A 22,491-nucleotide genomic window follows, 5' to 3' on the forward strand; every position below is an offset into this window, starting at 1 on the left:
TGAGGAAAGACGGTGGGCACGGCGCGGGAGATGGCGTCGTAAATCATCGGAGACTTTGGCGCGCCTTTGCCCACCCTACGCACCGAGCAAAGTCGCGAGACGACGGCGCTGCGAGATACAGCGCCCTCGCCCCTTGTGGGAGAGGGCATGTACGGCCCATCCACGTACGCGGTTGGGTGAGGGGTATCTCTCCGCGAGTGTCGCTCATAGAGAAAAACCCCTCACCCAACCGAGCTTGCTGCGCTGTCCTATATGCCCTCTCCTACAAGGGGCGAGGGCGCATTCACAGGCACCGCGCTCGCTGCTTGTTGTCAAGCTTTGCCACGATGAGTTCGATCGTGACTGCTTTTCGGCGCTGAACTCCTACACCATCCCCTTGCCGGCATCCGAGCCCTGCCGGCGCTGCCGCGCCTGCAGCACCAGAATCACCGACAATGCCGCGAAGATCACGACGAACGACACCGCCGACGTCAGCGTGCCCAGCGCGTAGATGTCGGGCTTGGTGACGGTCGTCGTCAGGCCCTGCAGCTCCAGCGGCAGCGTGTTCACCGAGCCGATCGCCTGGCTCGACCGTGCCAGTTCGTCCCAGGACAGCGTGAAGCCGAACAGGCCGATGCCGACGACGCTCGGCAGGATGATCGGCAGCACGACGTGGCGGAAGGTCTGCCAGGGCGTGGCGCCGAGGTCGCGGGCGGCTTCCTCCAGACGGCCGTCGAAGCGGTTGAAGATCGCGAACATGATCAGCAGGCCGAACGGCAGGGTCCAGGTGAGATGCGCACCTAAGCCCGAGGTGAACAGGCCCATGGCGGTGGTGTAGCCATCGGCGAGCCAGCCCAGGCCAAAGTCGGCGCCGTGCTTGTTGACGAAGTCGTCGATCAGCCGGAACTCCAGCGCGATGCCGAGCGAGGTGATGATCGACGGCATGATCAGGCTGGCGATCGCGGTGTAAAACAGCACCGATGCGCCGCGGAACGGCTTGCGGAACGCCATGCCGGCGGCGACCGACAGCACCACGGTGATGACCATCACGACGAGGCCGAGCGCCAGCGAGCGCTTGAACGCGGCGCCGATGTCGACGATGCCGCCGCCGGAAAACACCTTGCCGAACCAGGTCAGCGACACGCCGTTCATCGGAAACGTCAGGCCGCCGTCCGGTCCCTGGAACGACAGGATGTAGATCGCGATCATCGGCCCGTACAGGAACAGCACGTAGGCCGAAAAAAACGCGGCGAGGATGTAGAAGGAGCGGGGGCGCTTGTCTCCCATCTCAGAGTTCCTTGCGCACGTCGACGATCCGCGTCAGTGCGGAGATGATGATGATGGTGATGCCGAGCAGGATCACGGCATTGGCCGCGGCGGCCGGGAATTGCAGCGCCGACAGCCGGGACTCGATGATCTTGCCGGCCGAGGCGATCTGCTGCCCGCCCATGACGCCGATGGTGACGAAGTCGCCCATCACGATGGTGATGACGAAGATCGAGCCGATCACGATTCCGGGCTTCGACAGGGGAATGACGATGTTGACCAGCGTCTGCCAGCCGGAGGCGCCGGCATCATAGGCGGCCTCGATCAGGCGCTTGTCGATGCGGATCATCGAATTGAAGATCGGCACCACCATGAAGAAGGTGAACAGGTGGACCAGCGCCAGCACCACCGAGAATTCCGAGAACAGCAGCCATTCGACCGGCTTGTTGACCACGCCGGCGCCGATCAGCCCCTGGTTGACGAGGCCGTTGCGGCCAAGCAGGGGAATCCAGGCGATCATCCGGATCACGTTGGAAGTCCAGAACGGGATCGTGCACAACAGCGACAGCACGATCTGCCAGGTCTTGCTGCGGACGTGGAAGGCAAGGAAATAGGCGACCCAGAAGCCGATCATCAAGGTCAGGCCCCAGGTCAGCAGGCACAGCTTCAGCGTCTTCAGATATGTCTTCAGGATCGTGCACAGCTCGGGCAGGTTTGCGACGCAGCCCTCGAAGGTGTCGGTGTAGCCGCGGAAGCTGAACGCCGGGATCATCTCATATTCGTTGTAGTCCCACGCACTGACGACGACGACGAGCACGAGCGGCAGCAGGAAGAACAGCGCGAACACCAGCATCATCGGACCGGCCTGCAGCCAGGCGATCGAGCGCATGGTGATCTTGCGGAAGGTGCTCTCCGCGGGCGCTACGGTGTCGGGCGAGTTGTCGATCGTCACGGCCACGGGGATACCTGTCGTCCGGTCGCGAATGAGCGCTTAGAAAGCCTGCCGCGCCCGCGATATCATGGGCGCGGCAGTATTCGACGTCACATCAGGCGGCGATGAACTCGTTCCACTTGCGGACCATGTAGTCGTTCTCATCCATGACGGCGTTCCAGCAGACGACGGCGCCCATGCGATCGTCGTAGGAGCCGCCGTCGCGCACCGCGCCGGCCTTCTCCATCAAGGTGCCATCCGGCGCCTTGATGTCGGCCTTGGCCGGCTTGCCTTCCATCCAGTAGCCCCACTCGTCCTCGGTCATGTTGGCCTTGGCGGTGGAGAGCACGGCCGAGTAGTAGCCCTGGCGGTTGAGATAGGCGCCGGCCCAGCCGGACAGGTACCAGTTGACGAACTCATAGGCCCAGTCGAGCTTCGGTCCGCCGGCCACCGCCTTCGAGACGCAGAAGCCCGAGGCCCAGGAGCGATAGCCTTCCTTCAGCGGCTGGAAGGTGCAGGCGATGCCCATCGAGCGCACCTTGGTGACGGCGGGCGACCACATCGACTGGATCACGGTCTCACCCGAGGCCATCAGGTTGACGGACTCGTTGAAGTCCTTCCAGAACGCGCGGAACTGGCCGGCCTTCTTGGCCTCGGTCAGCACCTTCATGGTCAGGTCGATCTCGGCCTTGGTCATGTTGCCCTTGTCGGCATATTTGTACTGGCCGGTCGCCTCGACGACGAGGGCGGCGTCCATGATGCCGATCGAGGGAATGTTGAGGATCGAGGCCTTGCCCTTGAATTCGGGGTTGAGCAGCTCGGCCCAGGAGTTGATCGGGCGCTTGATCAGGTCGGGGCGGATGCCGAGCGTGTCGGCGTTGTACACGGTCGGGATCAGCGTGACCCATTCGGTCGGGGTGGCCGAGAAGGTCTTGGAGTTCGGCCCGTCGAGATAGAGCACCTTCCACGGCGCGGTGCCCTGACCGCCGATCTTCTTGCCGTTGGGCAGCTCGCCCTTGGTGAACACCGGCGTGATGTTGTCGAATTCCTTGATCTTGCGTGCATCGAGCGGGAAGATGTTGCCCGATGGCACCAGCTTCTTGAGCGAGAAATATTCGGTGTCGAGCACGTCGAACGAGTTCGGCTGGGTGATGACGCGCTTGGTGACGTCGTCCGTGGTCGCCGTGATGTATTCGATCTTGATGCCGGTGTCGGCGAGGCACTTCTTGGAGATCTCGTCGCCCTCGTTCACCGCGGTGCCGAGATAGCGTAGCACCTTGGCATCGGCGGCGTGGACGTAGGGCGCGCTGAGCAGCGTGCCCGAGCCGGCGAGACCGGCGACGCCCGCCGCGCCCTTGAGCAGCGAACGGCGGCTGATGGATGTTGTCTTCGATCGATCGGTCATGATCATCTCCTTGGGAAAAGCAGGCAAACGAAATCAGGCGACCAGCTCGGCAGCCGGCGTGGCTGTTGCGGCGGGGCGGGAAGTCAGGGCATCGGCGAGCGCCGGATTCCAGGTCACGACGACGCGCTCGCCGATCACGTGGGTCTGTGCATCGAACTGATCGTCGCTGAGCTGCGCCGAGATCTCGGGGCCACCGTCGGTGGCGACCGCGACCAGCACATAGGTGCCCTGATATTCGATCTTGCTGATCGTGCCCGACACGGCCGGACCGTCGACCGCGGCATTCGGCGCCTTGAGCTGGATGCGGTCGACACGCACGGCGAAGGTCTCGCCGTTCAGCGGAATCACGTTGTGGCCGCCGATGAAGCGGGCGGCGAACTCGGTGCGCGGGTGATTGAAGATCTCGCGCGGGCTGCCCTGCTGCTCGATGCGGCCGCCATTCATCAGCACCACGAGATCGGACAGCGCCATCGCCTCGTCCTGGCCGTGGGTGACGTGGACGAAGGTGAGGCCGAGCTCGCGTTGCAGCCGCTTCAGCTCGGCGCGCATGCGCAGGCGCAGGAAGGGGTCGAGCGCCGACAGCGGCTCGTCGAGCAGGAGAATTTGCGGCGAGGTGATCAGCGCGCGGGCCAGCGCCACGCGCTGCTGCTGGCCGCCGGAGAGCTGCGCCGGCAGGCGGCCGGCATAGCCCTGCATGTCGACGAGCTCGAGCAGCTCGCGTGCCTTGGCGTGGCGCTCGGGCTTGGAGACGCCTTTCATCTTCAGCGCAAACGCGACGTTGTCGATCACCGACAGATGCGGAAACAGCGCGTAGGACTGGAACATCATCGCCGTGCCGCGCCCGGCGGGCGGCAGCTCGGTGACGTTCCTGGCGCCGACGATGATGTCGCCCGATGTCGCCGATTCATGGCCGGCGATCATGCGCAGGGTGGAGGTTTTGCCGCAGCCGGACGGGCCGAGCAGGCAGCAATAGGAGCCGGCGGGAATCCGCAGGTCGATTGCGTCCACGGCGGTGACGTGACCGTACATCTTCGTCACCTTCACCAGTTCCAAGCTCGCGCCCGCCGCCATCCGCCCTCCGTCGCCCTGTCCCTTATCGGTCATGATCGCAGCTCGCTCCGTCGCGCGGCCGCGATCCGACCCGTCTGACGTCTGCAACGGATATGCCAAGGGCCGCCGCGGGGGCGGCGCAGCCCGGGACGATTGCGCGTTGGGGGAGATGTGTATGCAACGCTCGAAAGGGTAATCCGCGGTCCCGGCGTCAGCCCGCTCAGATCCGCCGCCGATCCGGTCAAACAGCCGCGCCCACGCCGATGTGGAAGCATTTTGCCCTGTCCTTTCGTGGCTCGGGGCGTGCCATACGACGGGGCTGCAATCGATGGTGGACGAGCGGGGCGCATCCTCGCGCCACGGCAGTGATGGGCTGCCGGTGCCGTCCTTGTTCGACCGATCCATCCCTGATGGCTGCCGCAGCCGCACTTTGCCCGAATATTAGGCATCGTTGTCCTCCTGAGGCAAGGCAGCTTGATGAGCGACAAGGCGGCGCAGGCTCCGCCGTATGCAAGCCGGGTTGACGGGACGCTAGACCCGCCGTGCCCGCGATCTGGCCTGCGCGGCGGCCACCAGCATGCGCTCGGCGATGCCGCGCAGCTCGCTGGCCGCGATCGGATCAGAGGCGGCGAACGCGTCATAGGAGTCGGCTGCGATCGGAAACCAGCGATAGAAGCGGGCCTCCTCGTAGAGCACCCGGACGGCGGCATCGATCTCGGCCGGCGTTGTTGCGAAATAGTGCATGCCCATCATCCGCCGGTGGGTCAGTGATGATCGCTGTGAGGCAGGGTGAGGCCGAACACTTTGACCAGATCGTCGACCTGCTGCGGCGACAAATGACGCGGGTTGAGCCCGCGCAGCAACAGATAGAGCTTTGCGGTCTCCTCGAGCTCCTCCATCGCGAACACGGCGGCTTCCAGCGTGTCACCGGACACGACGGGCCCGTGATTGGCGAGCAGCACGGAGGCGTATTTGCCGGCGAGACCCTTGATGGCATCGGCGACCGCGGGATCGCCGGGACGATGATAGGGCACCAGCGCGGTCTGGCCGCAGCGCATCAAGTAATAAGGTGTCAGCGGCGGCAGCGCGGCGCGCGGATCGATCTCCGGCAGCATCGAGATCGCGACCGAATGCGTCGAGTGCAGGTGCACGACGGCGCGCGCCGCGTCGCGCGTCTGGTACAGCGCCGTGTGCAGCGGCACCTCCTTGGTCGGCGCATCGCCCGAGACCAGATCGCCGCGCGCATCGAGCCGCGACAGGCGGGCCGGATCGAGGAAGCCGAGCGAGGCATTGGTCGGCGTCACCAGCCAGCCGCCGTCATCGAGCCGCACGCTGATGTTGCCGGACGATCCCGGCGTCAGCCCGCGCTCGAACAGCGAGCGACCGAACCGGCAGATGGCCTCGCGAATCGCAGTTTCCGCCACTGGTCTTTCCTCGCATGTCGCTGTTTTGCCGCTTTGTCTCACGCTTTGGCAACGCGGCCAAGCCGTGATACCCAGAGTGCAGTCCGGGGCAACCGGACGTCTCCGGGAAACGCTTCAGGGATCTGCCACATGCCGTCGCCATCGCAATTGAAAGTCGCCGTGATCGGGCTCGGCTCGATGGGGTATGGCATGGCGACCTCGCTCAAGCGCGCAGGCTTCGAGGTGACCGGATGCGATGTCTCGGCCGATAGCGTGGCGCGCTTCGTTGCCGAGGGCGGCAAGGGTGCGAAAACTCCCGTCGAGGCGGCGCGAGGTGCCGACATCGTGGTCAGCGTCGTCGTCAACGCGGCGCAGACCGAGGCCATTCTTTTTGGTCCTGGCGGCGCGGCCGAAACCATGCCGAAGGAGGCCGTGTTCGTCTCCTCCGCGACCATGGATCCCGACGTCGCGCGGCGGCTGGCGAAGCAGCTGGAAGCCACAGGTCGGCACTACCTCGATGCGCCGATCTCCGGCGGCGCGCAGCGCGCCGCGCAAGGCGAGCTGACGATCCTGGCCTCGGGCAGTGCGGCTGCGTTTGCGAAGGCGCGGCCGGCGCTCGATGCGATGGCGGCCAAGCTCTACGAGCTCGGCGATGCCCCGGGGCAGGGCGCCGCGTTCAAGATGATCAACCAGCTGCTCGCCGGCGTGCACATCGCCGCTGCCAGCGAGGCCATCGCCTTCGCCGCCAAGCAGGGGCTCGACATCCGCAAGGTCTATGAGGTCATCACCGCCTCGGCCGGCAATTCCTGGATGTTCGAGAACCGCATGCCGCATGTGCTCGACGGCGACTACACGCCGCGCAGCGCGGTCGAGATCTTCGTCAAGGATCTCGGCATCATCCAGGACATGGCGCGCAACCACCGCTTCCCGGTCCCGGTCTCGGCGGCTGCGCTGCAGATGTTCCTGATGACGGCGGCCGCCGGCATGGGCCGCGACGACGACGCCTCTGTGGCGCGGATGTATGCGCAGGTTACCGGCACGAAATTGCCGGGCTCCTCCAAGTAACAGCACGACGAGTTCTCGCACCATGCCCCGCTTCGCCGCCAATCTCTCGATGATGTTCACCGAGCATCCGTTCCTCGATCGCTTTGCGGCGGCCGCCAAGGCCGGCTTCACCGCGGTGGAATTCCTGTTTCCCTATGATCATCCGGCCGAGGAGGTCGGCAAGCGGCTTGATGACAACGGCCTGACTCAGGCGCTGTTCAACCTGCCGCCCGGCAATTGGGATGCCGGCGAGAAGGGCTTTGCCGCACTGCCGCACCGTTTCGATGATCTCAAGGCGAGCCTCGAGACGGCGCTGCCTTACGCCAAGGCCACCGGCGTGAAGCGGCTGCATCTGATGGCCGGCATCGCCGATCGTCATGATGCGAAAGCCGTGGAGGCGTACACCAAGTCGGTCGCCTGGGCGGCGGAGTTCTTCGCGCCCCACGGGCTCGATGTCGTGATCGAGCCGATCAATTCGCGCAACGTGCCCGGCTACTTCCTCAACGATTTCGGCTTCGCCCGCGATCTCATCCGCGAGCTGAAGATTCCCAATCTCAAGCTGCAGTTCGACATCTATCACTGCCAGATCATCCACGGCGACGTCACGATGCGGCTGCGCGAGATGATGGACATCATCGGCCACATCCAGATCGCCAGCATTCCCTCGCGCAACGAGCCTGACAGCGAGGAGCTCAACTATCCGTTCCTGTTCGCCGAGCTCGACCGGCTCGGCTATGCCGGCTTCGTCGGCTGCGAGTACAATCCGCGCGGTCGCACCGAGGACGGGCTCGGCTGGTTCGCGCCCTACAAGGGAGTGAAGCCGTGACCTTGAAGCTCGGCTGCATCGCCGACGACTACACCGGCGCCTCCGACCTCGCCAATACCCTGACCCGCGCCGGCCTGCGCACGGTGCAGACCATCGGCGTGCCGGCTGATGACCTCACGCTGCCGGAGGTCGATGCCGTCGTCGTCTCGCTGAAGAGCCGCTCGATCGAGGCGTCGCTCGCCGTGGCCCGCTCACGCGAGGCCGATACATGGCTGCGCGCTCGGGGCGCTGACCACGTGCTGTTCAAGATCTGCTCGACGTTCGACTCCACCGACGCCGGCAACATCGGCCCTGTCATGGATGCGCTCGCCGGCGATGCCGGTGACGCGATCGTGCTGGTGACGCCGGCTTTCCCGGAGACGAAGCGGACCGTCTATCAGGGCAACCTGTTCGTCGGCTCCGTGCCGCTCAACGAGAGCCCGCTCAAGGACCATCCGCTCAACCCGATGCATGACGCCAACCTGGTACGCGTGCTGGCGCGCCAGAGCCGGCGGAAAATCGGCCTGGTCGATCTCGCCGCCGTCGTGCACGGGCCCGAGGCGATCGGCCGCCGGCTGCAGGAGCTGGCCGGGCAGGGCATGGGCGCGGCGATCGTCGACGCCGTCTTCGATGCCGACCTGACCGCGATCGGTGCGGCCGCCTTGAAGAGCCGGGTCTCCGTCGGCGCGTCCGGCATCGGGCTCGGGCTGGCACGCGCGCTGGTCGAGACCGGGCAGGTTCATTCCCACGGCTTGGCGCATCACGCCGATGCCCCCGTCGGCGGCCTGGCCGCCTGCCTCGCCGGCAGTTGCTCGCAGGCGACCTTGCAGCAGATCGCGCAGGCCGAGACCATCATGCCGGTGCTGCATCTCGATGCGGCGGGCCTGGTCGCAGGCCCGGACGAGGCGCGGCGAGCGCTCGCCTGGGCGCGTGAGCGCGTCGCCAAGGGACCCGTGCTGATCGCCTCCAGTGCGACGCCGGATCAGGTCAGCGCGCTGCAATCCAGGCACGGCCGCGAGGCGGCGGGGCACGCGATCGAGCAGGCAATGGCCGATCTGGCCGCGGGGCTGATCCAGGCCGGCGTGCGGCGGTTGATCGTCGCCGGTGGCGAGACCTCCGGCGCCGTCGTCGACAGGCTCAGGATTCCCGGCTTCCTGGTCGGTCCGGAGATCGCGGCCGGCGTGCCGGTGCTTCGCGCGATCGGCGCCGAGGCGGGCGACATGCTGCTGGCGCTGAAGTCCGGCAATTTCGGCGGTCCGCAGTTTTTCGCCGATGCGCTCGGGCTGATGCGCTAGCTGCGCATCGGCTGCGTGAGCGTGTGCCGGATTCTGGAACGACGCGCAGGGCCTCGGTGCCGATTACATCATCTGCTTAGTTTGTGAGCCGTCGCTCGGCGCGGCAGCGCCGTCGTGCCGCCGTAAGCATCGGGGCGCACACAGAAAAAGCAGATGTTTTTTGCGTGTAATGCCCGATAACTCCCGTAAATTAACGGTCTCTAGGGACCTCACCGCTATACCTCCAGTACGGACCGTCGCGTGACGCGTCCATCTGTGGGTAGGGCAATGAAACTGAATCGGATCGGCTACAAACTCGGGCTTGCTGGCGCCATCGGCGCGTCTCTCGCGGTCGGCATGATCGCTAACCAGTTGATGGCGGAAAGAGCGGTCAACCATGCCAATCAGCAGGCCGAGCGCGCGCGGCGCGTGGTCGAGAGCGTGCTGTCGGCCAGCATCAACATGCAGCAGACCCAGCTCGGCGGCCGTTCGGCGCGGCTGGCGCGTGCGCCGGCCGAGGCAGAGAAGGCAGCCGCCGACATTCAGCAGTTCTCGACCGCGATGGTGACCGACATCGACGCCGCGCTCGGCAACGTATCGACCGCCGACAATCGCGCCCGGTTGACCCGGATCAAGGAGCTGATGACGAGCTATGCCGCGGGAGCGGTCGATCTCGCCGAGGCGCAGAAGAAGTTGTTGACGCAGATCGAGAAGCGCAGTGCGGTCTCCAACGAGTGGAACACCAGCCTGAAGGCGCTGCTCGCCTCGCCGTCGCTGCCGAACCTCGCCTTCCGCGAGCGGGTCGAGCGCCAGCTTCACGCCGCCGATGCCAAGTTGAACTACATGCGGTCGCAGGCGTGGCGGTTCGGCATGACTGGCGACGCCGCAACCATCCTGACCGTGAAGCAGACGGTGCCGGGGCTGAAGAGCTCGCTGACCGACGCTCGCATGCTCGCCGACAACCGCGAGATCCAGGCCACGATCACCAAGCTCAATGGCCTCGCCTCCGACTTCGTCGCCGCGAACGACGAGGTGGTGAAGACCGAGGGAATCAAGGAGGCCGTGCTGCGCGACCGCACGCTCATCTATCTCGGCGAGGCCGGCGAGCTGATGTCCTCTGCGATCCAGGACGCGCGCGCGCGCAACGCGAGCGCCCGGTTCGAGGCAGACCAGGTCGCCGCGCAGGCGAGCTATATCACGCTGTTTGTCGGATTGGCGGTTCTGTTGTCGGTGATCGGTTCGGTCGTGTTCTCGTTCCTCGGGATCGCGCGGCCGCTGACGCGGCTCAACGCGGCGCTTGGCGAGATGGCGCGCGGCCGCCTCGACATCGCCATTCCCGGTGCATCGCGGGGTGACGAGATCGGCGATCTCGCCAAGACCGTCACGGTGATCCGTGGCAATGCCGAGGAAAAGGCGCGCGCCGAGGCCGAGGAAAAGAGCGCGCAGGACGCGATCGCGGCGCGCCAGCGCAAGGCCGACATGCAGCGGCTGGCCGAGCAGTTCGAAGCCGCGGTCGGCGAGATCGTGAACACCGTCTCGTCGGCCTCGAGCCAGCTCGAGCAGTCCGCCACCACGCTGACCCAGGCCGCGACGCGCTCGCAAGGCTTGACGACGGCGGTTGCGTCTGCCTCGGAGGAAGCCACGACCAACGTCCAGTCGGTGGCGTCTGCGACCGAGCAGATGGCCTCGTCGGTCACCGAGATCAGCCGCCAGGTGCAGGAATCGGCGCGCATCGCCAACGACGCCGTCGGCCAGGCTCGCACCACGACCGGGCGCGTCAGCGAGCTGTCCAAGGCCGCCACCCGCATCGGCGACGTCGTCGAGCTGATCAACACCATTGCCGGCCAGACCAACCTGCTGGCGCTCAACGCCACCATCGAGGCGGCGCGCGCGGGCGATGCCGGCCGCGGCTTTGCGGTCGTCGCCTCCGAGGTCAAGGCGCTGGCGGAACAGACCGCGAAGGCCACCGGCGAGATCGGCCAGCAGATCTCCAGCATCCAGGTCGCGACGCAGGAGTCGGTCAGCGCCATCAAGGAGATCTCCTCTACGATCGAGAAGCTGTCGGAAATCTCCTCGACCATCGCAGCCGCCGTCGAAGAACAGGGCGCGGCGACGCAGGAGATTTCGCGCAACGTCCAGCAGGCGGCGCATGGCACGCAGCAGGTCTCGTCCAACATCGCCGATGTCGAGCGCGGCGCGGCCGAGACCGGGTCGGCCTCGGCCCAGGTGCTCTCAGCGGCACAGGCGCTGTCCGGCGACAGCAATCGTCTCAAGCAGGAGGTCGCGAGCTTCCTCGGCTCGGTGCGGGCGGCATAACGCTGGGCCGCGGAAGCGGCCAACTCCTGGTCGCGCAGGGGATTGGAAGGCCGGAGCATCGAACGCTCCGGCCTTTTGCGTTTTCTGACCCAACGTTTTCTGACCCAACAGAGACACTCCGCGGCCCCGTTGCCTGAGGCTTTTCTGTTCGCGTTGCATTGACGTCGGCAAAACTAACCTGCGTAGTCAATCTGCGTTTTTAACTTGTGTTAAGAGTCGGCATGTAGGGTCTGGTCATTCGCGGCCAACGCGCAGTCGGGCTCCACGGGCAAACGGCGCTCCCTCGTTCGGTCGCACCACATGAGACGACGCGTCGCACCCCCAAGCGGGAGCGCGTTACCGATCTGGATGGGCAACGATCGCTTTTCGATCGTTGCTCCGTAGTCGTACGGACATCGTCTTAACCAGACTTAATTTCTGGTTCCGTAGCCTCCACGCTTGGGCTGCGGGCCCGTTTGCGTGCATGCGAGGGCGAGCCCACGCCCATCGACGTGATCTGTCCCCGAGCGCCCCAGCATGAGTCGCGCCCGTGGAGACTGACATGTCCTTTGCAATGCCTCATCGCCTCAAGCTCACCATCGGTGTCAAGATCTACGCCCTGATCGGTCTGAGCTTCCTCGGTCTGATCGGCCTGACTGCCTTCAATTCCCGTGAGCTCGCCGCAGGCCTCAAGCAGCAGAAGCAGCTCGAGCTGCAGCATCTGACCGAGCTCGCGCTCGGCATCTTCGCCGAGGAGCATGCGGCCGCGCAAAAGGGGACGATCTCGGTCGCCGACGCGCAGAAGCGCGCGCTCGAGCGCACCTCCCAGCTGCGCTATGGCGGCAACGAGTATTTCTTCGTCACCGACCTGACCGCGAAGATGCTGATGCATCCGATCTCGACCAAGCTGGTCGGGCAGGACGTGGCGGACATGAAGGATCCGAACGGCAAGAAGCTGTTCATCGAGATGATCGACGTGGTCCGCCAGCATGGCCGCGGCTTCGTCGACTATGATTGGCCGAAGCCCGGCTCCGAGACGCCGCAGCCCAAGCTCACCCATGTCGCAGGCTTCGCCCCCTGGAATTGGCTGGTCGGGACCGGCGTCTATATCGATGACCTCTCGGCGCAGGCCTGGGCCTCGACGCGGCAGTCGCTGATGGCGGCCGGGATCGTGCTGCTCGTCCTGCTCGTCGTGTCGACGATCGTCGGGCGCGGCATCACCAGCCCGCTGCATCGCATGACCAGCGCGATGAAGAGCCTCGCCGGCGGGCGTCTCGACGTCGAGGTGCCCGGCGTGGGACGCGGCGACGAGATCGGCGAGATGGCCGGCGCCGTCGAGGTGTTCAAGAGCAATGCGGTCGCACGTCACGCGCTGGAAGCGGAGCAGAAGGAAGCCGAGCAGCGGGCGCTGGCCCGCCGCAAGGCCGACATGCACAAGATGGCCGACGATTTCGAAAGCGCCGTTGGCGAGATCGTCGAGACGGTCTCGTCGGCTTCGTCCAGACTGGAGGTCTCGGCGGATACCTTGAGCAAGACGGCGGTCCGCGCCGGCGAGCTCGCAACCACGGTGGCGGCTGCGTCGGAGGAAGCCTCGACCAACGTGCAATCCGTCGCCTCGGCCACGGAGGAGATGACCTCCTCGGTCACCGAGATCGGCCGCCAGGTGCATGAATCGGCGCGCATGGCCAACGAAGCGGTCGAGCAGGCGAAGAAGACCAATGAGCGGGTGAGCGAGCTGTCGCGGGCGGCGAGCCGCATCGGCGACGTGGTCGAGCTGATCAACAGCATTGCCGGGCAGACAAATCTGCTGGCGTTGAACGCCACCATCGAGGCGGCGCGGGCCGGCGAGGCTGGGCGGGGCTTTGCCGTCGTCGCCGCCGAGGTCAAGGCGCTGGCGGAGCAGACCGCCAAGGCGACCGACGAGATCGGCCAGCAGGTGGCCGGCATCCAGACGGCGACGCAGGAATCGGTCGCGGCGATCAGGCTGATCTCCGGCAGCATCGAACGGCTGTCGGAGGTGTCCTCGACGATCGCAGCCGCCGTCGAAGAGCAGAACGCCGCGACCAAGGAAATCTCGCGCAACGTGCAGCAGGCGGCTCACGGCACGCAGCAGGTCTCCGTCAACATCACCGACGTGCAGCGCGGCGCCACCGAGACCGGCTCGGCCTCGACCCAGGTGCTGGAGGCGGCCCAGGGGCTGTCGACAGACAGCAACCGCCTCAAGCGCGAGGTCAGCCGCTTCCTGGAGACGGTCCGCGCGGCCTGACAGGCCCGCGGCGATCTCATCAGCTCACAACGATCCGACCAACGTGTCTCAACGAGTTCGAATCCTGACATGATGACGTTCCTTGACCTTCGGGCCCGCCACGAGATGGTGAGCCGGACGCGATCGTTCGCGACTTCCTCGGCGATCATCTTCACCCTCATGCTCACGACCTCTGTCGGGGCCGCGCCTGGCGACAACCTTGCCGTCGTGCGCGACCTCGGCGGCAGGATCGGTCCCACCATCGGGGCGGCCCTTGCCTGCAGCGATATCCCTCGGCCGCGGATCCAGGCCATCATCGGCAAGTTCCAGGCCGTCATCCGCGAGGCGTCCAACAACGACGGCGATCGCAACGAGCTGACGCGCCAGTTCGACCGCTCCATCGCCGACGGTCGCGCGGCCATGGCGAGCGGCCGCCAGGACTGCCGGCGGGCCGAGCTTCAGCTCGCTGACATCGAGCGATCGATCGGCGCACCGGCGGCCGGCGCGTTGCGGGACCCGGCGCTCTCCGTCGCTGCGACGGGGCCAACGAGTGCCGCGGCTGTTTCGGCGGTTCGCGGCATCACGGAGCGCGACATCACGTTCGGCAGCGTCTTGCCACTGTCGGGCGCGAACAAGGAGTCGGGCCGCCTGCTCAAGGTGGGCATCGAAGCCGCGTTCAACCGCGCCAACGAAGCCGGCGGGGTCAATGGCCGAATGCTCAGGCTGGCCGTGGTCGATGACGGCTATGACCCGAACCGCACGCTCGATGCCATGAAGCAGCTCTACGAGAAGGAGCGCGTATTCGGCTTCGTCGGCAGTTTCGGGACCGCGACGGCGGCCGTCGCAATTCCATATTCGCTGGAGCGTAGGATGCTGTTCTTCAGCCCCTACACCGGCGCGAACGTCTCGCGTCATGATCCGCCGGACCGCTACGTCTTCAACTATCGTCCGAGCTATTCGGAAGAGGCCGATGCGCTGGTGCATTACCTGGTCAAGCTGCGCCGCGTGCCCCCACGACAGATTGCGCTGTTCGCGCAGGACGATTCGTTCGGCGATGCAGGCTTTGCCGGCGTTGCAAAGGCGTTTCGCGTCCTCGGCCTCAACGACGCGGCGATCCTGCGCGTCAACTACACCCGCAACACCGTGGATGTGGAGCCCGCGATCAATCAGCTCAAGACCCAGAAGGTGCCGGTCCGTGCGGTCATCATGGTCGCGACCTCGCGCGCGGCCGCCAAGTTCATCGAGAAGGCGCGCGACGCGCTGCCCGGCGTCCTCTTCGTCAACGTGTCGGCGGTCGGTGCATCGGCGCTTGCCAACGAGCTCATGCTGCTCGGCCCACGCTACGCAGCCGGGGTCGTCGTGACCCAGACCGTTCCCGCCGTCTCCGGCTATTCGAGCGTGGTGCTCGACTACAAGGCCGCGCTGGCGAAGCATTTCCCCGGCGAGCCGCCGGACTACACCTCGCTCGAGGGCTACATCGAGGCAAGCATCCTGGTTCAAGCCCTGAAGCAGGCCGGTCCGCAGCTCGATACCGAGCGGCTGATCGATACGCTGGAGTCGATGCGCAACATCGATCTGGGTCTTGGCGCCTCGCTCAACTTCGGCCCCGCCGAACATCAGGCCTCGCACAAGATCTGGGGCACCGCGCTCGACGAGACCGGTGCCTATCAGCCGATCGAGCTGGAATGATCCGCGGCGCGGCGGAGCGTGAGATGAAGCAGCTTGCCGGCGCCTCCGAGGCGTCGGCGGCCGAGCGCTCACAGCGGCTCCCCATTACCGCGGTCTCCGCGACAGGGAGAGCGGTGCGGTCGCAAATACCATTTGGGGCGGCCGCGCGTATCATTTGATCCGAAATTGTACGGTCGAGAAAATTAAGAATTATTTCGATTCAAGCGCGTGAAGCTCGGTTCACCCAACATCACCGGTGATGCAGGAGCGTCTTCGATTGCGTCCTCGACGTAGTCTCGGCTTCGTTTGACATCATCGGCCTTCATTAGAGGTTGTAGATGTCATTGCTTTCGCGCTTTCGTGTCCTGACCAAGATCCTCGCCATCGTCATGCTGCTGGCCGCCGTGGCTGCCACGATCAGCTGGTTTGCCATCGGCGCGCTGCATGTGGTGGCCGAGGATGCAAGCAAGATGGCGGTAGCGGCCAATCGGGCGCTCAACGCTGCCCGGGCCAACCAGAACGTGATCGCATTGAACCGCGCCGAATTTCGTGCCGCGCTCGACCCGCATGCGGAGAACCGCGAGGCGACATTGAAGGTGGTCGAGGAGCAGCGCAAGCTGTTCGCAGAACATTTCGCGGAAGCGTCCAAGACCAATGACGACCAGGCGCGTGCGATGCTCCCCGACGTTCGTACCGCCTATTCGGAGTATGAGAAGGACCTCGAGGACACGTTCCGGGTCATTGGTGCCGGCAAGGATGTCCAGCTCACCGAACAGACCGAGCGCATGCGTGATGCCGCCATGAAGAGCCGCGCGGCGGCCGAGAAGCTCCAGGTCAAGATGAGGCAGGTCGCCGACCGGCTCAACGCGCGCGTCGAAAGTCTCGCGCTTGATGCGGAGCAGCAGTATGAGCAGACCTCGCGCATGCTGATCACGGTCGCGGTCGTCGGCATCTTGCTCGGCTTGGCGCTGGGCTTCGTCATCGGCCAGTACGGCATTGCCAAGCCGATGCGCGCGCTGGTCGCCGTGCTGCAGCGCATGGCAAAGGGAGAGGAGGTAGCCATCTCCGGCGAGGGCCGCGGCGACGAGATCGGCGATACGGCGCAGGCCGTCAACCAGATCAAGGTGATGCTGGCCGAGAAGGCGCAGCAGGAGGCCGAGGCCAAGATCGCGATGGACAAGCTGATGGCCGAGAAGCGCCGCGCCGAGATGCACCAGATGGCCGACGGCTTCGAGCAGGCCGTCGGGCAGATCGTCGGCACCGTGTCGCATGCCTCGACCGAACTGGAGGCGTCGGCCACGTCGCTGAGCTCGACCGCGGCGCGCTCGCAGACATTGGCGACCACGGTCGCCGCCGCCTCCGAGGAAGCCTCGACCAACGTCCAGTCGGTCGCTTCCGCCACCGAGGAGATGGCCTCCTCGGTCACCGAGATCAGCCGGCAGGTGCAGGAGTCCGCGCGCATGGCCAGCGATGCCGTCGACCAGGCGCGGCGGACCAATGATCGCGTCGGCGAATTGTCGAAGGCCGCGACCCGCATCGGCGACGTCGTCGAGCTGATCAACACCATCGCCGGCCAGACCAATCTGCTGGCGCTCAATGCGACCATCGAGGCCGCCAGGGCAGGTGAAGCCGGCCGTGGTTTTGCCGTGGTCGCCTCCGAGGTGAAGGCGCTGGCCGAGCAGACTGCCAAGGCCACCGGCGAGATCGGCCAGCAGATCGGCAGCATCCAGACAGCGACGCAGGAATCCGTTGGTGCCATCCGCGAGATCTCCGGCACCATCGAGAAGCTGTCGGAGATTTCCTCGGCCATCGCCGCCGCGGTGGAGGAGCAGGGCGCGGCGACGCAGGAGATCTCGCGCAACATCCAGCAGGCATCGATCGGCACGCAGCAGGTGTCGTCCAATATCGCCGAGGTGCAGCGCGGTGCCAGCGAGACCGGCTCGGCGTCGTCCCAGGTGCTCTCGGCGGCGCAGATGCTGTCCGGCGACAGCAACCGCCTCAAGCTCGAGGTCGGACGTTTCCTGGACACTGTGCGCGCCGCCTGATCCCGGCGGACAGATCCCAACGAGACCAGGGCGTAGCCGGGAGGCTGCGCCCTTTTTTGTGGGCCGGTCGGCGCGGATGGCGGGCGAGTCAGTCGGCCAGGCGCGCTCGACCACCGATCGCCTCGGCAAGCTGTCGAGGGTCGCGACCCACATCGGCGAAGTCGTTCGAGCTGATCAACACCACCGCCGGCCAGACCAACATGCTGGCGCTCTCGCGCTTCCTGCAAACGGTTCGCGCCGCTCGATCCAGATCCCCTCCATCAACGGCGGAAACATGGTTGCGCCGTTCTGTCTGGCTCGGGTCGAGGCGACACGTCGGCTACAGGCCTTGTGGGATTGCAACCGCCACTAATAAGCGCAAGCGCCCGTATTTCACCGGTTGCGGCATTTTATCTTAGGTTAATCGGCGACTGCGACAATCGACGCATCGTTTTCAGCAAAATTAGTCATGCCGATGCCGGCATGGCTCACATCGTCGATTGAAAGACTCGCCATGCGTAAGAATTTGCCCGTCACCAACGTCGAGTATCCGATCACGGATGACACGCTGATCGTGTCCAAGACCGACACGAAGGGCAAGTTGACCTTCTTCAACCAGGATTTTGTCGACGCGGCCGGCTTCACCGAAGCCGAGCTGATGGGGCAGCCGCACAACATCGTGCGCCATCCCGACATGCCGCCTGAAGCCTTCGACAATCTCTGGACCACGCTCAAGGCCGGCCGTCCCTGGGTCGGCGCGGTCAAGAACCGCCGCAAGAATGGCGACTATTACTGGGTGCTGGCGACGGCGTCGCCGATCTGCAAAGACGGCCAGGTCGTCGGCTACACCTCGGTGCGCACCAAGCTGCCCGCCGACCAGCGCGCAGAGGCCGAGCAGGTCTATGCGGCGATCCGCGAAAAGCGGCCACATGGTTACAAGATCGACGATGGCATCGTCCGCCGCCGCTCGGTGTTCGACCATCTCTCGATGTTCGCCGGCACGATCGCGGCAAGGCTGCGAACGCTGGTTGGATTGCAGACGCTGTTCCTGCTCGTGCTTGGCGTCATCTCGTTCGGGGAGGGCGGGGTCGCCGGAATGACCGCCGTGGCGATTGCTGCCGCTGGTGTCGTGCTGTGCGGCCTGGTCGGGCTGCGCACGATGAACGTGATCGTGGCGCCGCTCGATCATCTGAACGAGACGATGGAAAGCATCACTCAGGGCAAGCTCGACACCCGCATGCGCATCGAGCGCGATGACGAGATCGGCCGCGCGCTGCGTAACCTGCAGACCGTGCAGACGATGGTGCGGTTCAACGCCAGGGAGCTCGGTGAGCAGGAGCGGCGCGCAGCCGCCTCGCGCAAGCGGGAGATGTCGGAGCTCGCCAACAGTTTCGAAGGCGCCATCGGCAACATCGTCAATACGGTGTCCTCGGCCTCCAGCGAGCTCGAAAGCTCGGCCAACTCGCTGTCGAGCACCGCCGTGCGGGGGCAGGAGCTGTCCACCACCGTCGCCGCGGCCTCCGAAGAGGCGTCGGCCAATGTCCAGGCGGTCGCGTCGGCCACCGAGGAGCTCACCTCGTCGGTCCGTGAGATCAGCCGCCAGGTGCAGGAGTCGGCGCGCATCGCCTCCGATGCGGTCGAGCAGGCCCGCCGCACCAATGATCGCGTCGGCGAGTTGTCGAAGGCGGCGACCCGCATTGGCGACGTCGTCGAGCTGATCAACACGATCGCCGGGCAGACCAATCTGCTGGCGCTCAATGCCACCATCGAGGCCGCACGGGCGGGCGAAGCCGGCCGCGGCTTTGCCGTCGTCGCCTCCGAGGTCAAGGCGCTGGCCGAGCAGACTGCAAAGGCGACCGGCGAGATCGGCCAACAGATTTCCGGCATCCAGGGGGCCACGCAGGAGTCGGTCGGCGCCATCAGGGAGATCTCGACGACGATCGAGCGGCTGTCGGAGATCGCCGCGACGGTGGCGGCCGCGGTCGAGGAGCAGGGCGCCGCAACCGCCGAGATCTCGCGCAACATCCAGCACGCCGCCGCGGGTACACAGCAGGTGTCCGCCAACATCTCCAACGTCCAGCGCGGCGCGAGCGAGACCGGCGATACCTCTGGGCAGGTGCTCAGCGCCGCGCGCCAGCTCTCCGGTGATAGCCAGCGTCTCAAGCAGGAGGTCAGCCGCTTCCTGCAATCGGTTCGCGCCGCCTGATCCGCGGCATGACGAAGCGGGCGACAGCGGCCGAGATGGGCCGCTGTCCCATTCGATCATCGAACGACACAGCCTGCCGATAGCCGTACGCAGAACCGATGGCGCCCCCGGCGAGCCGCGCCGGCGCGGAGCGCACATGCCTGCGCCGTTCGTCAGGCGGCGCCCCGCTCGACGGGATCATCTCCGACCGTTGCAGACTCCCCACACCTGACGCCCCGGCCAGAAAGGCCGTTGTCGCGCCATAATCCCGCTAAGGTGCAGAGGTTAACTTGTGTTAGATATTTATTCAACCAGCGGTACATTTAGTGGCAGGCAATGTGATTGCGAGCGGCCCTTCGCGCAGGACCTTGGTGCTATCGGCTGCGACGGCCGCGGCCGCCCTCGGTCTCGATGCGGGGCTTGCCGTCGTTGCCGCCAAGCCGCGCCGCCGCACTGAGGATCCCGCGCCCGGCTATCGCCGGATCACGATCGGCGAGGCCGAGGTGATCGCCCTTTATGACGGGATCTGGGAAAAGCCGCAGGAGGCCGGCTTCATCGGCAACGCCAGCATCGGCGACGTCAAGCAGGCACTGCGAGCCGCCGGCCTGAGCTCCGCCTTCGTTCCGATCCCGATCTCCACCTTCGTGGTGCGGCTGAAGGGCAAGACCGTGCTATGCGATGCCGGGGGCGGCGGCCAGGTGCAGGGCTACAATTCCGACTCGATCTTCATTTCAGGTCGCATGCTGGACAATCTGAAAGCAGCCGGCATTCGCCCGGAGGACATCGACACCATCCTGATCTCGCACTTCCATCCCGATCACATCTTCGGACTGCTTGGCGAGGACACCAACGCGCCGGTGTTTCCCACCGCCGAGATCATCGTGGCCGCGGCCGAATACAAGTTCTGGACCGACGCATCTCTGACCAGCCGGCTGCCGCCGTGGCGGCAGTCGCTGGCGCGCCGCATCCAGAGCGTGATCCCGGGGTGGAAGAACGTGCTGCCGGTCGAGGGCGAGGACGAGGTGGTGCCGGGCATCCGCTTCGTCAGCGTCCCCGGACATACGCCGGGGCACACCGCCTTTCATCTCAGCTCCGGAGCGGAGCAACTGATGATCTCGGGCGACACCGCCTATGTGCCGGCGTTGTGCCTGCGCCATCCCGAATGGCACGGCGCGTATGACCAGGACGGCCCGGCTGCCGAGGTCAGCCGGCGCAGATTGCTCGATCGTATCGTTGCAGAAAAGATGTTGGTTTGTGGATCTCATTTTCCGTGGGCCGCGTTTGGTAGGCTCACCCGCGATGGCGCCCATTATGCGCTCGACCTGCTCCCCGCGTGATCCCGAACCGGCCTCGGTAGAGAGGCACGGGATCGCACCATGAAGACGCATTACGAGGTGCTCGGCGTATCGCCGCGGGCCGATCTCGACACGATCAAGCGGGCGTTCCGCCTGGCCGCCAAGGCGCACCATCCCGACCTCCGGGGCGGCGCCGATGCGGCGTCGGAGCATCAGCTCAAGATGATCATCGTCGCCTACAACGTGCTGCGCGACCCTGGCCTGCGCGCCGAATACGACGCCGATCTTGCCGCCGAGCGCGATCGCGTCCGCCGCGAGCGCTGGGACGCCATCCTGCAGTTCACCGCGGCGACCGCCGTGCTCAGCGCGATCCTGATCGGCCTCGAGATTCTGCTGTTGCCCTCCGCCGGTGACTGGATGAGCAGGCAGGCGACGCGCTCGATCGTGACACCGTCGCCGCAGGCCCGATCCGCGCCGCAGCGCAAGGTCGCAGGTGAGACCATCCCGGCGCCTGCCGTCCAGGATGCGACCGGAGCCGTGCTGCCGGTGCAGCCCCCGGCGATGGAGGCGCCTGCGCCGCAAGCCGCAGAGCCGGTCGTCCCGGCCGAACCGATGACCGCCGCATCCCTGGTGAAGCGCGCGATGGACCGCAGCCGCCAGGGCGATGTCGAAGGGGCCGTCGCCGATCTCGACGAGGCGATCCGGCTCGCGCCCCGCAATGCCGATCTCTATCGCTACCGCGCCAGGGATCTGGTCCGCATGGGCCGCTTCGACCGGGCGCTTGGCGATTATGAGCGGGCGATCCGGCTCGATCCGAACAACCCGATGCTGTTTCACGATCGTGGACTGGCGTTCCAGCGCAAGGGAGATCTGGACGAGGCCCTCGTCGATCTCGACCACGCCGTGCGCATGGGCTTCAACGATGCCGCGACGTACAGCGACCGCGGCGCGGTGTGGCTGGAAAAGGGAAGCTACGACCGCGCGCTCGCCGACTTCAACCAGGCGCTCAAGCTGGATCCGGAATCGGCGGTTGCGGCCGCGCGGCGGGATGAGGCCGTCGCGCTCAAGCGCGACCGGCAATTGGCGGGCGACAACAGCTCGCCCCCGGCGGCTGCGGAGACCACCGGCACGGTGCCTGCCGACGTGAAGCCCAGGCGAAGTGGGCGCTGACCGCCGGACCGTGATCTGCGCGCCGACATCCAGGACGCGGTGAGCAGCGTTGTGCTCACACCCGCCGGCGCGACCGTTCCCCCCGCGACGGGGTGCGATCCAGGAGCGCGCCATGAGCGTCTACGTGTCCGTCACCGGCTTCCGCCCGCATCGCGGCCTCACTCGGCTGGCGCGATTCTGGTGGCACACGCTGCGCGCCGTCCGCCAGGCGCGCGCCGCTCCCGGAAATCTGCGCGTCGAGCTTCGTCCGGTGAATGGCATCTATCACACGCTGACGGTCTGGACCGACGAAGCCAGCATGCGCGTCTATGTCAGAAGCGGCGCGCACCGGCGCGCCATGATCGGCTTCCGCGACCTCGGCGGCGGCCGAACGCTCGGCTTCGTGGCGGAGCGCGATCCTGATTGGGATACGGCCTATGCACGCTGGCAGCACGAGGCGCGGGAGGTGTGAG

The 22,491-nt window shown here is 66.1% G+C and carries 17 protein-coding genes; 11 read left to right on the forward strand and 6 right to left on the reverse strand.

Features of this window, described 5'->3' with window-relative positions:
- Positions 1 to 363: 363 nt before the first annotated feature.
- The 6 genes from ACQR1H_RS01240 to otnC form a co-directional block, all read right to left on the reverse strand.
- Complete coding sequence (locus ACQR1H_RS01240) at positions 364 to 1,266, reverse strand: ABC transporter permease (protein WP_316183452.1); 903 nt, start codon at positions 1,264 to 1,266, stop codon at positions 364 to 366.
- Between the two features lies 1 nt (position 1,267).
- Entirely contained in the window at positions 1,268 to 2,203 is a 936-nt protein-coding gene (locus ACQR1H_RS01245) for an ABC transporter permease (protein ID WP_434907002.1), read from the reverse strand.
- Positions 2,204 to 2,291: 88 nt separating this feature from the next.
- Complete coding sequence (locus ACQR1H_RS01250; protein ID WP_315801328.1) at positions 2,292 to 3,581, reverse strand: ABC transporter substrate-binding protein; 1,290 nt, start codon at positions 3,579 to 3,581, stop codon at positions 2,292 to 2,294.
- Positions 3,582 to 3,614: 33 nt separating this feature from the next.
- Positions 3,615 to 4,652 (reverse strand): ABC transporter ATP-binding protein, encoded by a 1,038-nt coding sequence (locus tag ACQR1H_RS01255; RefSeq protein ID WP_315801387.1) that lies wholly within the window; start codon positions 4,650 to 4,652, stop codon positions 3,615 to 3,617.
- 510 nt (positions 4,653 to 5,162) lie between these two features.
- Positions 5,163 to 5,375, reverse strand: a complete 213-nt coding sequence (locus tag ACQR1H_RS01260) for a hypothetical protein (protein ID WP_316239520.1) — start codon at positions 5,373 to 5,375, stop codon at positions 5,163 to 5,165.
- Between the two features lie 20 nt (positions 5,376 to 5,395).
- A complete protein-coding gene (otnC, locus tag ACQR1H_RS01265) occupies positions 5,396 to 6,055 on the reverse strand; it encodes a 3-oxo-tetronate 4-phosphate decarboxylase (RefSeq protein WP_434847515.1) in 660 nt (219 codons plus the stop codon).
- A 129-nt stretch (positions 6,056 to 6,184) separates the two neighbouring features.
- On the opposite strand from otnC, the gene ltnD reads away from it, so the two are divergent.
- From ltnD to ACQR1H_RS01320, 11 genes are all read left to right on the forward strand, one after another.
- Entirely contained in the window at positions 6,185 to 7,099 is a 915-nt protein-coding gene (ltnD, locus tag ACQR1H_RS01270; protein WP_434907003.1) for an L-threonate dehydrogenase, read from the forward strand.
- 22 nt (positions 7,100 to 7,121) lie between these two features.
- Entirely contained in the window at positions 7,122 to 7,904 is a 783-nt protein-coding gene (gene otnI, locus ACQR1H_RS01275) for a 2-oxo-tetronate isomerase (RefSeq protein ID WP_315801324.1), read from the forward strand.
- Positions 7,901 to 9,178 carry a 3-oxo-tetronate kinase gene (gene otnK / locus ACQR1H_RS01280; RefSeq protein ID WP_434848882.1) on the forward strand — a complete coding sequence of 426 codons (1,278 nt, stop codon included), beginning with the start codon at positions 7,901 to 7,903 and terminating at the stop codon, positions 9,176 to 9,178. The genes otnI and otnK overlap by 4 nt, the downstream gene beginning before the upstream one ends.
- Before the next feature lie 267 nt (positions 9,179 to 9,445).
- On the forward strand, positions 9,446 to 11,473 hold the full coding sequence (locus ACQR1H_RS01285) for a methyl-accepting chemotaxis protein (protein ID WP_434907004.1): 2,028 nt from the start codon (positions 9,446 to 9,448) through the stop codon (positions 11,471 to 11,473).
- Positions 11,474 to 12,014: 541 nt separating this feature from the next.
- Positions 12,015 to 13,718, forward strand: a complete 1,704-nt coding sequence (locus tag ACQR1H_RS01290; protein ID WP_434907005.1) for a methyl-accepting chemotaxis protein — start codon at positions 12,015 to 12,017, stop codon at positions 13,716 to 13,718.
- A 159-nt stretch (positions 13,719 to 13,877) separates the two neighbouring features.
- The gene (locus ACQR1H_RS01295) at positions 13,878 to 15,386 is read left to right on the forward strand and encodes an ABC transporter substrate-binding protein (RefSeq protein WP_434907178.1); all 1,509 of its coding nucleotides are present in this window, start codon (positions 13,878 to 13,880) and stop codon (positions 15,384 to 15,386) included.
- Positions 15,387 to 15,703: 317 nt separating this feature from the next.
- Complete coding sequence (locus tag ACQR1H_RS01300; RefSeq protein WP_434907006.1) at positions 15,704 to 17,410, forward strand: methyl-accepting chemotaxis protein; 1,707 nt, start codon at positions 15,704 to 15,706, stop codon at positions 17,408 to 17,410.
- Positions 17,411 to 17,903: 493 nt separating this feature from the next.
- Positions 17,904 to 19,595, forward strand: coding sequence for a methyl-accepting chemotaxis protein (locus ACQR1H_RS01305; RefSeq protein WP_434907007.1), 1,692 nt, complete (start codon positions 17,904 to 17,906; stop codon positions 19,593 to 19,595).
- A gap of 350 nt (positions 19,596 to 19,945) precedes the next feature.
- Positions 19,946 to 20,911: an MBL fold metallo-hydrolase gene (locus ACQR1H_RS01310; protein ID WP_315801317.1), complete on the forward strand. Its 966-nt coding sequence runs from the start codon at positions 19,946 to 19,948 to the stop codon at positions 20,909 to 20,911.
- 39 nt (positions 20,912 to 20,950) lie between these two features.
- Positions 20,951 to 22,039, forward strand: coding sequence for a tetratricopeptide repeat protein (locus ACQR1H_RS01315; protein ID WP_434907008.1), 1,089 nt, complete (start codon positions 20,951 to 20,953; stop codon positions 22,037 to 22,039).
- A gap of 112 nt (positions 22,040 to 22,151) precedes the next feature.
- On the forward strand, positions 22,152 to 22,490 hold the full coding sequence (locus ACQR1H_RS01320) for an antibiotic biosynthesis monooxygenase family protein (RefSeq protein ID WP_315801315.1): 339 nt from the start codon (positions 22,152 to 22,154) through the stop codon (positions 22,488 to 22,490).
- The last annotated feature ends 1 nt before the right edge of the window (position 22,491 follow it).

This window comes from Bradyrhizobium sp. HKCCYLRH2015 (assembly GCF_051168215.1).
Classification (GTDB): domain Bacteria; phylum Pseudomonadota; class Alphaproteobacteria; order Rhizobiales; family Xanthobacteraceae; genus Bradyrhizobium.